The following is a 13,904-nucleotide window of genomic DNA, read 5'->3' as shown; positions in this document are numbered from 1 at the left end:
CCTAGCGGCTAGTGCCGGTACCCCTTCACCTTCACCTTGAAGCTCATCGCCGGGCCGGGGGTCGGCGCGGTCTTCGTGACGAGGGTGTAGCCGGGCGGGTCGAGCTCCAGGTCGAGCCGGTGGAACAGGCGCGCCATCGACAGGGCCATCTGCACGTCGGCGAAGCTCTTGCCGAGGCACGTGTGCGGCCCGCGCCCGTACGGCGAGTACGCCCCCGGCCGCAGGTGCTCCGACCGGGGCTTCTCGTACCGGCCGATGTCGAACGTGTCCGGGTCGGGGAAGTACTCGTCGAGGAAGTGCGGCACGGTCGTCGCGACGTACACCATCTCGCCCTCCTTGATGGTGTACCCGCCGAACTCGAAGTCCCGCGTCGCGGTGCGGGTGAGCGCGACCGCGATCGGGTACAGGCGCATCGCCTCCATGAGCGCGTAGCGGATCGACGGGATCCTGCGCAGGTCGTCGTCGGTGATGCTGCCGCCGGCGAACAGGGCGTCGGCCTCGGCCCGCACCTTCGCGAGGACCTCGGGGTGCTTGAGGACCGAGTAGATGAACGCGGCGGTCGTGTTGGCCACCGTGTCCAGGCCCGCGACATACGGCCCGGTCAGCGCCATGGTGAGGTCGTTGGCCGGCAGGACGCCCTCGCGGTTGAGGTGCACGTCCATGAGGTCCTCGACCAGGTTGCGCTCCTGCTCGGGGGTGCTGCCGGCGGTGGCGCGCAGCTCGGCGACCATCCTGTCGCCGAGCTCGAACACCCGCGCCCGGGCCCGGCGGTACTTCGGGTGCCTGAGCAGGATCTTCGGCCGCTGCCTGGTGACCAGGACGTTGAGCACGTACAGGGTCATGGTGCGGATGTCGGGCACGTACTCCAGCGGCGCGTTGCCGGTGAGGATCGTGCCGAGCTGGTCGGTCACCATGTACTGCAAGGCGTGCACGACGGGCACGGGCTTGCCGGGGCGCCAGTCGCGCTCCAGGGCCCGGTCGGTGATCGCGACGAGCTCATCGGCGCGGCCCTTGATGGCGTCGCGGGAGTAGCCGCGGCGCATGATGTCGCGCAGCTCCTTGTGGCTGTCGCCGTCCTCGCCGAGGATGGTGCGGGTGCCACCGTACTCGTCGAGGAAGCCCTGCCAGAACTCCTTGGAGCGCAGGCATTCGCGGCCCTCGCGGGACCCCATGAAGTTGGCCGCGTCGGCGCCGGCGAGCACCGGGTAGGTCCGGTTGAACAGCTTGATCCGGTAGACGGGGCCGTGCTCCTGGTAGGCCCGGGCGAAGAACCGCGCCGGGTCCTTGGCCATCTCCAGCACGTTGCCGACGACGGGCCAACCCTTCACGAGGGGGATCTGCCGCGCCGCTGCCGGCGCCGTCTCCATAACGGTCATGACGTCGCCTCCGCTGCGCTGCGGCGCCGTCCTGACCTTGAGACTGCGTACATGGTGACCGGCCCTCCGCTGCGCTCCAGGCCGGTCACGAGCGCCGGCCCAGCGGGACTCGGCGACACGGTCGCGGCAAAACGCTGCGGATCATATCGAACGGTGTCGGTCGGTGACGTCCCCCGCCCGCCCGGCGGCGGCGGACGGTGCATCATGGCCGGCATGCGGTTGCGGCGGTGGACGGACGACGACGTCGAGGCGTTCTACGACATCTACTCCCGCTGGGAGGTGATGCGGCACCTGGGCGCGCACCCGCGGCGGGTGGTCGCCGACCGCGAGGAGGCCCTCCACCGGCTGGCGCGGATGCGGAGCCGGGAGGACGGCCCGAGGGGCTACTGGGCGATCGACGTCGACGGTGTCCCGGTGGGCACGGTGCTCCTGCTGCCGCTGCAGGACGCGGCGGGGGAGACCGGCGAGGTCGAGGTCGGCTGGCACCTGCACCCCGACCACCAGGGCAAGGGTCTGGCCACCCGGGCGGCCCGCGAGCTGCTGTCGCGCACCGGCGGCCGGGTGCTCGCCCTCACCGACGAGGACAACCTCGCCTCGCAGGCGGTCGCCGGCCGGCTCGGCATGACCGACGAGGGGCTGACCGACCGCTGGTACGGCATCACCGCCCGCCAGTTCGCCGTCACGCTGCCCGGCCCCGCGCGCTGATCCGGGCGTCGTCATGACCGGGTGAGGACCATGTGGGTGGCGGCGTCGGAGGCGACCATCCTGGTGCACGTGTAGCCGTCGGTGAGCCCGTCGGTGAAGAGCCGCTCGCCGCGGCCGAGCACGACCGGGATGATCGCCAGGTGCAGCTGGTCGACCAGGCCGGCGCGCAGATACTGCTGGATGGTGGACACGCCGCCGCCGAGGCGCACGTCGAGCCCGCCGGCGGCGGCCTCGGCCTGCTCCAGGGCGGCCTCGATGCCGCCGGTGACGAAGTGGAAGACGGTGCCGCCCCGCATCGTCACGCTGGGACGGGCGTGGTGGGTCAGCACGAACACCGGGTGGTGGTAGGGCGGGTCGTCGCCCCACCAGCCGGTCCACGGCTCGTCGGGGGCCCACGCCCCGCGCACCGGGCCGAACATGTTGCGGCCCATGATCGTGGCGCCGATGCCGGTCTCGCCGGCCCGCATCATCTCGTCGTCGACGCCCTCGCTGCCGCCCTCCTCGCCGATCATGCGCCGGCCGGTCCGGGTCTGGAACACCCAGTCGTGCAGCCGCCCGCCGCCGGCGCCGATCGGGTCGTCGAGGCTCTGGTCCGCTCCCGCGCCGTAGCCGTCGACCGAGACGCAGAAGTTGTGCACACGCAGCATGCTCAGGATCCTTTCGCAACGGTGTCACCAACAGGTCGGAAACGGGCGGACGGGATCGACATCCCGGCAGCGACATCTTCGGGCTAGTGTCCTAGGAAGCTTAGCACGCCGTGACGCCCGCAACCATGCGTTTTTGACAATCATTGTCAACTGCCCTGAGGATGGGATCATGCTGCGTCGCGCCGTCCTCGCCGGTCTCACCGCCGGGTCCCTGATGCTGAGCACCGCGTGCGGCGGTGACGGCGAGCCGGCGCAGCAGCAGCGGCAGGCGGACGGGCGGCTGCGGATCGTCGCCGGGTTCTACCCGCTGCAGTACATGAGCGAGCGGGTCGGCGCGGAGGACGCCGCCGTGACGAACCTGACCCAGGGCGGCGCCGAGCCGCACGACCTGGAGCTCAAGCCGAGCCAGCTGGCGCAGGTCAGCGACGCGGCCCTGGTCGTGTACCTCAACGGGTTCCAGCCGTCGGTGGACGAGGCGGTCCGCCTGCAGGCCAAGGACAAGGCGTTCGACGTCGCGGCGGTCGAGCGGCTGGCGGCCGGCGGTGAGCACGGCGGCGACCCGCACGTGTGGCTGGACCCGGTCCGGTTCGCGGTCATCGTCGGCAAGCTCGGCGAGCGCATCGCCGCCCTCGACCCGGCCAACGCCGACGCGATCAAGGTGCGGGCCGGTCAGCTGCAGGACGAGCTGCACCGCCTCGACGAGGAGTACACGGCCGGCCTGCGCACGTGCGCCCGGCGGGAGATCGTGACCAGCCACGCGGCGTTCGGGTACCTCGCCGGCCGGTACCACCTGACGCAGGTGCCGATCAGCGGCCTGGACCCCGACGAGGAGCCCAGCCCGCAGCGGGTGTCGCAGGTCGCCGCCCTGGCCAAGGAGAAGGGCGCGACCACCATCTTCTTCGAGGCGCTGGTCAGCCCGAAGCTGTCGCAGACGATCGCGAAGGAGATCGGTGCGAAGGCGGCGGTGCTCGACCCGATCGAGGGCGTCGAGGACGGCGACGACTACGTGTCGGTCATGGTGCGCAACCTCGCAGCGCTGCGTGAAGCGCTCGGATGCACCTGAGTCATATGCTTGGCCGGGTGCGTCGACCCCCGAGCCACCGAAGCACCGCCAGCCGTCGGAAGACAGCGGCACACCCGGGCGCCGCCGGGCGGCGCCGCGCGCCCAGGGTGGTCGCCGCCCTCGCGGCCCTCGCCGTCCTGGCGGGCTGCACCGCCCCGGCTGAGGGCCGCACCCTGCGCTCCCCGCAGCCGCTGGACGCCGGCAACCGCGACGGCACGTCCACGCCCGTCGCCGACCCGGTGTACCCGTCCTACGGCAACCCCGGCATCGACGTGCTGCACTACGGGCTGGCGCTGACCTGGGCGCCGCCGACGAAGACGCTGACGGGCACGGCGACGCTGAAGCTGCGGGTGCTGCGCGCGGACCAGGCGCTGCGGTTGGACCTGACCGGCCCGTACGCGGTGACGGCCACGACGGTCGACGGTGCCGCGGCGACCGGCCGGGTCGGCGGCGGCAAGCTGACCGTGGACCGCGCGGTGACGGCCGGCTCGACGCTCACCCTCGTGGTGCAGTACCAGGGCACGCCCGCGCCGGTGCCGATGCCGTCGCACCGCGGCGACGCCGAGCCGCTCGGGCTGACCGTCACCGGTGACGGCGGGCTGTGGACGATGCAGGAGCCGTACGGCGCGTCGACCTGGTACCCGTCCAACGACCAGCCGTCGGACAAGGCGCTGTACGACATCTCCGTCACCGTCCCGGACGGCTGGGAGGCGGTCGCCGGCGGCACCCCGGGGCCGGTGCGGGGCAGCACCTTCACGTACTCGTCGGACCGGCCGGTCGCCACCTACCTGACGACCCTGGCCGTCGGGCAGTACCAGCAGGAGCGGCTCACCGGCCCGCGGGGCCTGCCGATCACCCTGTGGACCCGGCCCGGCGTCGACGACGCGATGCTGCCGGTGCTGCGCAAGGCGCCGGAGCAGCTGCGCTGGCTGGAGTCGCGGTTCGGGCAGTACCCGTTCCCGAGCGCCGGCGCGGTGGTCGTGCCGTCGGACTCGGCGATGGAGACGCAGCAGATGGTCACCGTCGGCGGCAGCCTCGGCAAGTACCCGGCGGCGCTGGACACGGTCATGCTGCACGAGTACGCGCACCAGTGGTTCGGCGACACGGTCGGGCCGTCGCAGTGGAAGGACGTGTGGCTCAACGAGGGCTGGGCGACCTACGCCGAGGCGCTGTACGCCGCGGAGCGCGACGGCACCGGCATCGAGGCGTGGGCGAAGCGGGCCCGCCAGCGTGACGCGGAGGTGCGGCAGCAGCTGGGGCCGCCCGGCAACCCGCGCTCCGACAGCTTCGCGGAGGGCAACGTGTACGTGTGCCCGGCGCTCATGCTGTACGAGCTGCACCGGCAGCTGGGCGGGCCGGCGTTCTTCGCCCTGGCCAGGGCGTGGGTGTCGCAGCACGCGGGCACGGCGCAGGACCGGGCGGCGTTCACCGCGTTCGTGAACCGGCAGACCGGGCGGGACTTCACCGGGCTCATCGACGCGTGGCTGGACTCGCCGACGACCCCCGCGTAGGTGCCGCCGCGGCGGCTACTCGTGCAGGCCGCCGGCGACGACGTGGATGAACGCGGCCTGCACGTCGCTGGTCTGCAGGGCGTTGTCGACGTAGGCGTCGACGGGCTTGAGGGCGTCCTTGAGGCGGTCGGCGGACTCCTTCTTGCCGAGCACGACGACGCTGACCTTGACGGGTTTGGCGGGGTCCTGCAGGCCGGTGAGCCTGCGGACCAGGTCGTTGACCGCCTGGGTGTTGGCGCTGTCCCTGTTCTGGTCGTCGGTGAAGACGAGCACCTGGTTGAACATGTCGTCGTGGTAGTCGTCGCGGACGGACTGGTACCCGGCGACGATGGCGTCGAAGAGGCCGGGGCCGGCCTTGTGCGCGGCGAGCTTGCCGACCTGCTTGCCGAACGCGGCGCGGCTGGTGTCGTCGAGCCGGTCGGTGGGCATGAGCTTGCGGTAGCCGGGCGTGCCGGGGTTGACCTCCCACAGGCCGAGGCGGGAGCCGACGGGCATGAGACCGCCGAGCGCGATGCAGCCCTCGCGGAGCACGTCGATCGGCGGGACCTTGTTGCCGGGCGGCGGTGAGGCGCCGGTGGTGGGGGTTGCGCCGGTGGTGGGGGTGGCGCCGGCGCCGGTGGTGGTGAGGTCGACGATGATCAGCAGGTTGCTGCGGCGGTCCTCGGGGTCCCAGGTGGCGAAGATGTGCTGGACGTGGTGCGGCTGGAGGACCTCGAACGGTTTGGCGGTCGGCTCGGGCAGCACGTTGGCGCCGTCGAAGATCGGCCGGAGGTTGTCGGGGGCGCGCAGGCCGGCCTCGGCGATGGCGCGGCTGGCCTCGGGGCTGGTGAACGCGGCGAAGAGGCGGCGCAGCGCGGCGGCCTTCTTCGGGTCGGCGGCGGCGGCCGCGGACGGCAGCCACGTGTAGCGCAGCAGGGCGGTGTGGTCGCTGCCGACGATGTACCGGCGGTCGGACTTGGCCAGGCGCAGCGTGGCCAGCAGCGCGTACTCGGGGATGAGGCCGACCTCGCCGGGGGTCTCGGGGACGGCGGCGAGCTCGTGGTTGACGGTGCGGGTGACGCCGAGGACGTTGGTCAGCACGAGCGAGGAGGCGTCCATGCCCTTCTCGAGCCAGACGGCCTCGCCGACGGCGCCGGCGGCGACCATGCCGTCGCCGGACATGGCGGGGTTGCGCACGACCATCCTGACCCCGGAGCCCTTGGTGTTGAGCAGGCCGGACAGGGCGAGCCAGCTGCCGCCGCCGGCGTTGATCCGGTCGCCGGTCGCCGGGTCGGTGACCATGTAGATGGGGCTGGTCGCGAGGGTGGCGTAGGCGTTGAGGGTGTCCTTCTTCGCCAGGAACTGCGGCGGGGCGACGACGTCCCAGGCGGCGTCGTCGGGGATCCACAGGTCGGCGCGGCTCTGGGTGAGCTGGCCGGCGGCGGGGCGGCCGTCGGTGGTGATGGTGTCGACGAGGACGCAGTTGTCGCCGGCGCGCAGGGTGCGCCCGGCGGCGGAGACGACGGTGGTGAACGACGAGGCGGTGACCACGCGCAGGGTGGTGGGGCAGCCGCCGGCGCCGTTGGCGGTGTTGTTGCGCAGCACGTACCAGCCGGCGCCGCCGAGGAGACCGACGGCGAGGAGCAGGACGAGCCCGCGCAGCAGCGAGCCGACGATGCCGGTCTGGTGCTTGCCCATGGTGTCGAACCATCCGCGGGGTCAGAGGGGGTGGACCGCGGGAAAGTATGCCATTGAGCGGGACGGATTCCGGTACCCCTCGACCGTCCGGCCGGCACCCTGAGCCGTTCAGTCAGGGGTGCCGGCCGGTCGGTCACCGGCGGGTCGTGGCTCAGCCGCGGGGCACGACGGTGCCGAGCACGCCGGTGCCGGGGGACCAGTCGGCGGACACGACGGTGGCGCCGCGGGCGGCGAGCAGGTTGATCCTGGCGAGGGCCTGGGCGCTGGTCGGCGCGGTGGGGTCGATGGGCGGCGGGACGGCGGAGGCGTCGGTCATGACGAGCAGGTAGTGGTTGGTGTCGTACCAGGTGGTGTCGATCGTGCCGCCGACGTACGTGCTGGCGCTGCCGTCGAACACGACGAACCACGGCCGGATGGTGGTCTCGCCGTAGCGGGTGCGGGGGTCGCCGGCGGCGGCGTCGAGGACGGCCGGGAACGCCTGGGCCCGGGCGAGGGTGCCGGCGGCGGCGAGGTCGCGCAGGTACCGGCCGTACTCGACGTCGGTGTCGAGGTTGTCGAACGGGTTGCCGCGCTCGAACGTGCCGGGGATGATCTCGATGAGGACCTTGCCGGCGAGGGCGGCGCGGGTGGGCCAGTTGTCCGCCCTGGCGGCGGCGTCGAGGTTGGCGTAGCCGCCCTTGAGGTCGGCGGGCTTGAACACCTTGGTGCCGAGCCTCGCCGCGACGAGGGTGTCGAAGTCGGCGGGGCCGAGGCCGTAGCGGCTGTCGAAGCCGGCCTTGAGCTCGATCTTCAGGTGCAGCGGGGCGTGGCCGGGGTGGGCGTCGCTCCAGATGCGGATGTCGTCGAGGCAGACGCCGAACTGCTGGTCGCGGGCGCCGGTGCGCAGCTGGGCGGCGGTGGTGGCGGCCGTGCAGTTGTTGCTGGTGCCGAACAGCTCGTGGTTGACCCGCCAGCGGCGGGTGGCGGTGTCGACCCAGATGTCGAACTCGAGCAGGGACACGCCGGTGTCCAGGGCGTCGGCGAGGTACGCGAACTTCGCCTTGTCGTAGGTGTTGTGCACGCCGACGGCGGTGGTGTGGGAGAGCTTGAGGGCGTCGGTCGGGCCGGCGGCGTGGGCGGCGGCGGGGGCGAGCAGGGCAGCGGCGACGACCGTCGGGAGTGTGACGGCGGTCAATGACTTCCAGCGCATGTGGGCACGATAGTCATCGATGTCGTCCGGCCGGAACCGGCGACGTGAACAACGGCCGAACGATCATCCACAGTGGACTAAGTGAACGGCGTCTGAACAGGGAATAGACGGCCGGGAGTTGCTTGTCCGGGGCACAATCACGGCCATGGGAAGGACCGGATGGCTGCTCGTCCTCGTGGTGCTGCTGGTCGTCGCCGGAGCCTCCGTCGGCCACCTGCTCGGCCGCCGCGGCGATACCCGCGAACTCACCGGCGTGATCGGCTCGCAGATGACCGCCTTCTTCGCCGACCCCGCCGTCCGGCAGGCCCTCGCCGACCACGGCGTCCGGCTGCGGCTGGACCCGGCCGGCTCCCGCCGGATGGCGGACCTCGACCTCGGCGGCTACGACTTCGCGTTCCCCGGCAGCGCGCCCGCCGCCGCCGAGATCACCCGCCGCCGCCCCGCCGTCGGCGCGCCGGTCGCGGTGTTCACCTCACCCCTCGCGGTGGCGAGCTTCACCCCGGTCGTCGACCTGCTGCAGACGGCCGGCCTGGCCCGCCGCGTCACCGGCGGGCACTGGACCCTGGACCTCAAGGCGTTCGTCGCGGCCAACCAGCGCGGGCTGCGGTGGGACCAGATCCCCGGCAACGCGACGTTCCCCGTGCGCCAGGCGGTGCTGGTCGCCACGACCCGGCCCGCCGACTCCAACTCCGCCGCGCTGTTCGCCGCCCTCCTCAACCAGGTCACCGGCGGTGACCTGGCCGCGGTCACCAAGGCCTTCGCCGACCAGGGCGCGGTCGACACCACCACCGGCGAGCCGTTCGAGAGCTGGCTGCGCCGCGGCAAGGACTTCGCGCCGCTGCTGCTCATCTACGAGGCGCAGTTCCTGGAGCGCTACCCGGCCCCCGGCGCCGGCGCCGACCGGATCGTGCTCTACCCGGCGCCGACGATCCTCAGCGAGCACACCGTCGTGCCGTTCACCACCGCCGGCGCCGACCTCGCCCACCTGCTCGCCACGGACCCGCAGCTGCAGCGGCTCGCCGCCGCCCACGGGTTCCGCACCGCCGGCGCGCCCGGCGCGCCCGGCGTGGTCGCCCTCGGCGCCACCGACACCATCCCGTCCCCGGACGAACCCACCCTGCACGCGCTGCTCGCCGCGCTGGAAGAGAGACTCACATGAGGAAGCCGCCGATCATCGCCGCCACCCTCGCCGCCGCGCTCGCCGCCGTCGCCACCCTCACCGCCTGCACCGCGCAGTCGCAGCCGGCGAAGGGCGAGCCGCCGTTCCTCAAGGGCGAGGGCACCCTGCGCGTCCTGGCCGGCAGCGAGCTCGCCGACCTCCAGCCGGTCCTGGACGGCGCGGCCGCCGCGACCGGCGTCACCGTCAAGCTCACCGCCACCGGCACCCTCGACGGCGTGGAGGCCGTCGTGCAGGGCGGCGCCGCCAAGCAGTACGACGCGACCTGGTTCGCCAGCAACCGCTACCTGCAGCTGCACCCCGACGCCGCGGCCCGCACCGGCACCGCCACGAAGATCGCCACGTCGCCCGTCGTCCTCGGCGTGCGCACGTCCGTCGCGCAGCGGCTCGGCTGGCTGGAGACCCGCCCCACGTGGAGCGAGATCGCCGTCGCCACCGGTGAGCGCCGCTTCACGTACGGGATGACGAACCCGGCCGGCTCCAACTCCGGGTTCGCCGCGCTGGTCGGGGTCGCCGCCGCGCTCGCCGGCACCGGCGCGGCGCTGACCGCCGAACAGATCGGGCCGATCACCCCGCGGCTGCGGGCGTTCTTCGCCGGGCAGAGCCTCACCGCCGGCTCCTCCGGCTGGCTGATGGAGGCGTACCTGCGCGCCGCCGCCGACGGCCGCCCCGTCGACGGGCTCGTCAACTACGAGTCGGTGATCCTGTCGCTGAACGCGTCCGGCAAGCTCACCGAACCGCTCACCGTGATCTACCCCGCCGACGGCGTCGTCACCGCCGACTACCCGCTGACGCTGCTCACCGGCGCGTCCGAGCAGGCCCGCACCAACTACGCCGCGGTGAGCGACTACCTGCGCCGCCCGTCCGTGCAGCGCGAGATCATGGCGAGGACGTGGCGGCGGCCCGCGGTGCCCGACCCGGCGCTGACCCTCGCCCCGCAGTTCGGCCCGAGGTCCGGCAACCTGCCGGAGCTGCCGTTCCCCGGCAAGCTCGACGCCGCCGACGCGCTGATCGGCGCGTTCGGCGACTCGCTGCGCCGCCCCGCCCGCACCGTCTACGTGCTGGACCTGTCCGGGTCGATGAAGGGCGAGCGGCTGCAGGGGCTCAAGACCGCCCTGACCGGTCTGACCGGCGCCGACGCGAGCCTGTCCGGGCAGTTCAGCCGGTTCAACGGCCGCGAGCAGGTGGTGCTGCTGCCGTTCAGCACCAGACCCGGCACGGCCACCACGTTCGAGCTGCCGGAGGCCGACTTCGCCCCGGTGCTGGCGCAGATCCGCGGCCACGTGCAGCAGCTCAAGGCCGACGGCGACACCGCGATCTACGACGCGCTGCTGGCCGCGTACGCCCTCGCCGGCTCCGGCGGCGACCGGTTCACCTCGATCGTGCTGCTCACCGACGGCGTACGCACCGCCGGCGCGGACCTCGCCGCGTTCCGGGCGCGGCTGCCGCGGCTGCCGAGGGTGCCGGTGTTCACGGTGCTGTTCGGCGAGAGCGACACCGGCGAGATGACCGAGGTCGCCACGCTCACCGGCGGCCGGACCTTCGACGCCCGCGCGACCGGCGCGCTGCCCGCCGCGTTCAAGGAGATCCGGGGCTACCAGTAACGCACCGTTCAAACGCCGGCAGTGGTGAAACGGCGGGCGAGCGGGTACATCAGTGGCATGGCTGACCTGTCACTGGATGACTACCTCGTCGAGGACGACGACGACGATGACCCCGTGCTGCTGCGCAAGGACGGTCGGCCGGTCGACACCTGGCGGGAGGACTACCCGTACGACGAGCGGTTGACCCGCGACGAGTACGACCGGACCAAGCGCCTGCTGCAGATCGAGCTGCTGAAACTGCAGAACACGCTGAAGTCCGGCGGCGAACGGCTGGTGATCCTCTTCGAGGGCCGCGACGCCGCCGGCAAGGGCGGCACCATCAAGCGGTTCATGGAGCACCTCAACCCGCGCGGCGCCCGGGTCGTCGCGCTGGAGAAGCCCAGCGAACGCGAGCTGACACAGTGGTACTTCCAGCGGTACGTGCAGCACCTGCCGGCCGCCGGGGAGTTCGTGCTGTTCGACCGGTCCTGGTACAACCGGGCCGGCGTGGAACGTGTCATGGGCTTCTGCACCCGCGCCGAGTACCTGGAGTTCATGCGGGAGGCGCCGGAGCTGGAGCGGATGCTGGTGCGCTCCGGCATCAACCTGGTCAAGTTCTGGTTCTCGGTGTCGCGCAACGAGCAGCGGACCCGGTTCCTGATCCGCCAGGTCGACCCGGTCCGGCAGTGGAAACTGTCCCCGATGGACCTCGCCTCACTGGACAAATGGGACGACTACACGGAGGCGAAGGAGGCGATGTTCTTCTACACCGACACCGCCGACGCGCCCTGGACCGTCGTGAAGTCCAACGACAAGAAACGCGCCCGGATCGAGGCGATGCGGCACGTGCTCAACCGGTTCAACTACGACAACAAGGACCACAGCCTGGTCGGCACCCCCGACCCGCTGATCGTCGGCCCCGCCGCCCTCGCCGACGAGACCGTCGACGACGCCCCCAGGCTCTAGGTGTACCCGCTCATGACCTCGGGCTGGGGCTGCGGCGCGCTGGATGTCGCCGGTGCGGGGGCGGCGGTAGGCCCATTCGGTGTCGCAGGGTGCGGTTGAACCGTTCAGCCTCGGCGACGGGTGCGGGTCGGTTGGTCTCCGGCCGGCTGCAACGGTCGGCGGGACCCGTGTTGCCCTCGGTGTCGTAGGACCCGCCGGCACTGCGGGCAGTCCCCGGCCTGGCCAGGGTCAGCAGAAACGCCGGCGGCAACCCGGCCGCGTCGACCACGGCGGGGATCCGGCACGGGCCTCGCACCGCCGCCGGGTGGCGGCACATTCCCGACCCGCCGCTTCCTCGCTGGCCGCACCGTTCGCGGCGGGCCCGGCCGGTGCGCGGTGACGTCGAACTACTGGTCCGGTCCATTTTCGGTGGCGGCAGCGGCCAGGGCCAGGATTTATTCGGACAGGTGGCGCACCGGCGGCGGTGATTGGTCACCACCGCGGACAGGTGGTCCATATGAATCGAGGTACGGCCACCTCGTGCGGAACTGCGGCGCATCCGGTGTCATACCGTTCCGACAGGCATATCCCCAGTTCAACAGCCATGAAACAGCTCATGTGATCACGCTCACTCTTGACGGTCGACGGTTGTGACGGGCTAGGTTCACGACCCAAGTGGAACGTACCACTTGACGATCAACGAAGAGGAGACGCGATGATGCGAACCCGGCGCTGGTTCGTGACCGCGGTGGTCACCGGGGGCCTCGCACTGACGACCGCCGGCTGTGGTCTTGGTGCGCAGGACACGGCGACCAAGGACGGCGCCATCCCGGCGGGAGAGCTCAAGGGTGAGATCTCCTTCGCCACGCTGGCGCTCAAGCCGACGTTCGACGACTACATCAGCGGACTGATCAAGACGTTCGAAACCGCGCACCCGGGCACCAAGGTCAACTGGCTCGACCTGCCCTTCCAGGGCGCCCAGGAGAAGATCACCACCGACGCGCAGGCCGGCACGCTGCCCGACGTGGTCAACCTGAACCCGAACTTCGCGCAGAAGCTGGAGAAGCAGGGGGTCTTCTTCGACCTCGAGGCCAACGCCGGCGACGTCAAGGGCACCTTCGTCCCCGGCGCCTGGGACGCCTTCAAGGTCCCCGGGCAGCCAGGTGGGTTCGCGCTGCCGTGGTACCTCACCAGTGAGGTGACCATGGTCAACAAGGACCTCTACATCAAGGCCGGGCTCGACCCGGCCAAGCCGCCCGCGACCATCGACGAGGCGCTGGAGCAGTCGAAGAAGATCGCTGAGGCGGGCAAGGGCGCTTTCTACGGCATGCACCCGGCGCTGGAGAACCGCTTCATCACCGACCTGGCCAAGCTCAACGTCCCGCTGCTCAACCAGGACCAGACCGCCTGGACGTTCAACACCCCGACCGCCGAGCAGTACGTGACCAAGCTGCGTGAGCTGTACCAGACCAAGGCCATCGCGCCGGACTGGCTGACGCAGAACCACTCCAAGGCCACCGAGGCGTACTCCGCGGGGCAGAGCGCCCTGTTCCCGTCCGGGCCGAACTTCCTCAAGGTGGTCAAGCAGAACGCGCCGGCGATCGCCGCCAACACGGTGGTCGGGCCGCAGCTGTCCGGTCCCACCGGTCTCACGAACATGTCGGTCATGGGCCTGCTCGTGCCCAAGGCCAGCAAGAACCCGCGGCTGGCGCTGGAGTTCGCCAAGTTCGTGACCAACGCCGAGAACCAGCTCGCGTTCTCCAAGATCGTGACCATTCTGCCGTCGACGACCACGTCGCTGACCGACCCGTACTTCACCGACACCTCCGACGGCACGCCCGAGTCCCTGGCCCGCAAGCTGTCGGCCCAGCAGCTGGCCAAGGCCCAGAACCTCACGCCGGTGCAGTTCGACGACCGTACGAAAGCGGCCGTGATCGGCAAGATCCAGCTGGCGGTCAAGGGGGACCTCGACCCGAAGACGGCGCTGAACCAGGCCGTCGACGAGGCCAACAAGCTGCTCGCCAAGTAACC

11 protein-coding genes are annotated in these 13,904 nt (G+C 71.7%); 7 read left to right on the top strand and 4 right to left on the bottom strand.

Annotated elements, in window-relative coordinates; translation table 11 throughout:
- Positions 1–8: 8 nt before the first annotated feature.
- Complete coding sequence (locus OP18_RS11970) at positions 9–1,376, bottom strand: cytochrome P450 (RefSeq protein WP_211273506.1); 1,368 nt, start codon at positions 1,374–1,376, stop codon at positions 9–11.
- A gap of 213 nt (positions 1,377–1,589) precedes the next feature.
- On the opposite strand from OP18_RS11970, the gene OP18_RS11965 reads away from it, so the two are divergent.
- On the top strand, positions 1,590–2,081 hold the full coding sequence (locus OP18_RS11965) for a GNAT family N-acetyltransferase (RefSeq protein ID WP_245635348.1): 492 nt from the start codon (positions 1,590–1,592) through the stop codon (positions 2,079–2,081).
- Positions 2,082–2,092: 11 nt separating this feature from the next.
- Here the strand turns inward: OP18_RS11965 and OP18_RS11960 are convergent, their stop codons facing one another.
- Complete coding sequence (locus OP18_RS11960) at positions 2,093–2,728, bottom strand: dihydrofolate reductase family protein (protein WP_211273505.1); 636 nt, start codon at positions 2,726–2,728, stop codon at positions 2,093–2,095.
- A gap of 169 nt (positions 2,729–2,897) precedes the next feature.
- On the opposite strand from OP18_RS11960, the gene OP18_RS11955 reads away from it, so the two are divergent.
- Positions 2,898–3,791: a metal ABC transporter substrate-binding protein gene (locus tag OP18_RS11955; RefSeq protein WP_033358846.1), complete on the top strand. Its 894-nt coding sequence runs from the start codon at positions 2,898–2,900 to the stop codon at positions 3,789–3,791.
- A gap of 17 nt (positions 3,792–3,808) precedes the next feature.
- Positions 3,809–5,302 (top strand): M1 family metallopeptidase, encoded by a 1,494-nt coding sequence (locus tag OP18_RS11950; protein ID WP_245635347.1) that lies wholly within the window; start codon positions 3,809–3,811, stop codon positions 5,300–5,302.
- Between the two features lie 15 nt (positions 5,303–5,317).
- Here OP18_RS11950 and OP18_RS11945 read toward each other — a convergent pair whose 3' ends face one another.
- Both OP18_RS11945 and OP18_RS11940 read right to left on the bottom strand, forming a co-directional pair.
- Complete coding sequence (locus OP18_RS11945) at positions 5,318–6,979, bottom strand: substrate-binding domain-containing protein (protein ID WP_033358844.1); 1,662 nt, start codon at positions 6,977–6,979, stop codon at positions 5,318–5,320.
- 151 nt (positions 6,980–7,130) lie between these two features.
- Entirely contained in the window at positions 7,131–8,168 is a 1,038-nt protein-coding gene (locus tag OP18_RS11940; RefSeq protein ID WP_033358843.1) for a phosphatidylinositol-specific phospholipase C domain-containing protein, read from the bottom strand.
- 145 nt (positions 8,169–8,313) lie between these two features.
- On the opposite strand from OP18_RS11940, the gene OP18_RS11935 reads away from it, so the two are divergent.
- The 4 genes from OP18_RS11935 to OP18_RS11920 all read left to right on the top strand — a co-directional run bounded on the left by OP18_RS11935 (position 8,314) and on the right by OP18_RS11920 (position 13,902).
- A complete protein-coding gene (locus OP18_RS11935; RefSeq protein ID WP_156089451.1) occupies positions 8,314–9,327 on the top strand; it encodes a hypothetical protein in 1,014 nt (337 codons plus the stop codon).
- The gene (locus OP18_RS11930; RefSeq protein ID WP_033358842.1) at positions 9,324–10,949 is read left to right on the top strand and encodes a vWA domain-containing protein; all 1,626 of its coding nucleotides are present in this window, start codon (positions 9,324–9,326) and stop codon (positions 10,947–10,949) included. Before OP18_RS11935 ends, OP18_RS11930 begins: the two co-directional genes overlap by 4 nt.
- 57 nt (positions 10,950–11,006) lie before the next feature.
- The gene (gene ppk2, locus OP18_RS11925) at positions 11,007–11,894 is read left to right on the top strand and encodes a polyphosphate kinase 2 (protein ID WP_052386569.1); all 888 of its coding nucleotides are present in this window, start codon (positions 11,007–11,009) and stop codon (positions 11,892–11,894) included.
- Positions 11,895–12,588: 694 nt separating this feature from the next.
- Complete coding sequence (locus OP18_RS11920) at positions 12,589–13,902, top strand: ABC transporter substrate-binding protein (protein WP_052386568.1); 1,314 nt, start codon at positions 12,589–12,591, stop codon at positions 13,900–13,902.
- Positions 13,903–13,904: the final 2 nt, after the last annotated feature.

It is taken from the genome of Dactylosporangium aurantiacum, assembly GCF_000716715.1.
GTDB classification, from domain to species: Bacteria; Actinomycetota; Actinomycetes; order Mycobacteriales; family Micromonosporaceae; genus Dactylosporangium; species Dactylosporangium aurantiacum.
Note: the sequence above shows the minus strand (reverse complement) of the source record. Positions and strands in the feature narration are given on the sequence as shown.

Excerpts from the sequence above, each read along its gene's own strand:
- OP18_RS11970 (WP_211273506.1), bottom strand. The coding sequence starts at position 1,376 with ATGACCGTTATGGAGACGGCGCCGGCAGCGGCGCGGCAGATCCCCCTC.
- OP18_RS11965 (WP_245635348.1), top strand. The coding sequence starts at position 1,590 with ATGCGGTTGCGGCGGTGGACGGACGACGACGTCGAGGCGTTCTACGAC.
- OP18_RS11960 (WP_211273505.1), bottom strand. The coding sequence starts at position 2,728 with ATGCTGCGTGTGCACAACTTCTGCGTCTCGGTCGACGGCTACGGCGCG.
- OP18_RS11955 (WP_033358846.1), top strand. The coding sequence starts at position 2,898 with ATGCTGCGTCGCGCCGTCCTCGCCGGTCTCACCGCCGGGTCCCTGATG.
- OP18_RS11945 (WP_033358844.1), bottom strand. The coding sequence starts at position 6,979 with ATGGGCAAGCACCAGACCGGCATCGTCGGCTCGCTGCTGCGCGGGCTC.
- OP18_RS11940 (WP_033358843.1), bottom strand. The coding sequence starts at position 8,168 with ATGCGCTGGAAGTCATTGACCGCCGTCACACTCCCGACGGTCGTCGCC.
- OP18_RS11935 (WP_156089451.1), top strand. The coding sequence starts at position 8,314 with ATGGGAAGGACCGGATGGCTGCTCGTCCTCGTGGTGCTGCTGGTCGTC.
- OP18_RS11930 (WP_033358842.1), top strand. The coding sequence starts at position 9,324 with ATGAGGAAGCCGCCGATCATCGCCGCCACCCTCGCCGCCGCGCTCGCC.
- ppk2 (WP_052386569.1), top strand. The coding sequence starts at position 11,007 with ATGGCTGACCTGTCACTGGATGACTACCTCGTCGAGGACGACGACGAC.
- OP18_RS11920 (WP_052386568.1), top strand. The coding sequence starts at position 12,589 with ATGATGCGAACCCGGCGCTGGTTCGTGACCGCGGTGGTCACCGGGGGC.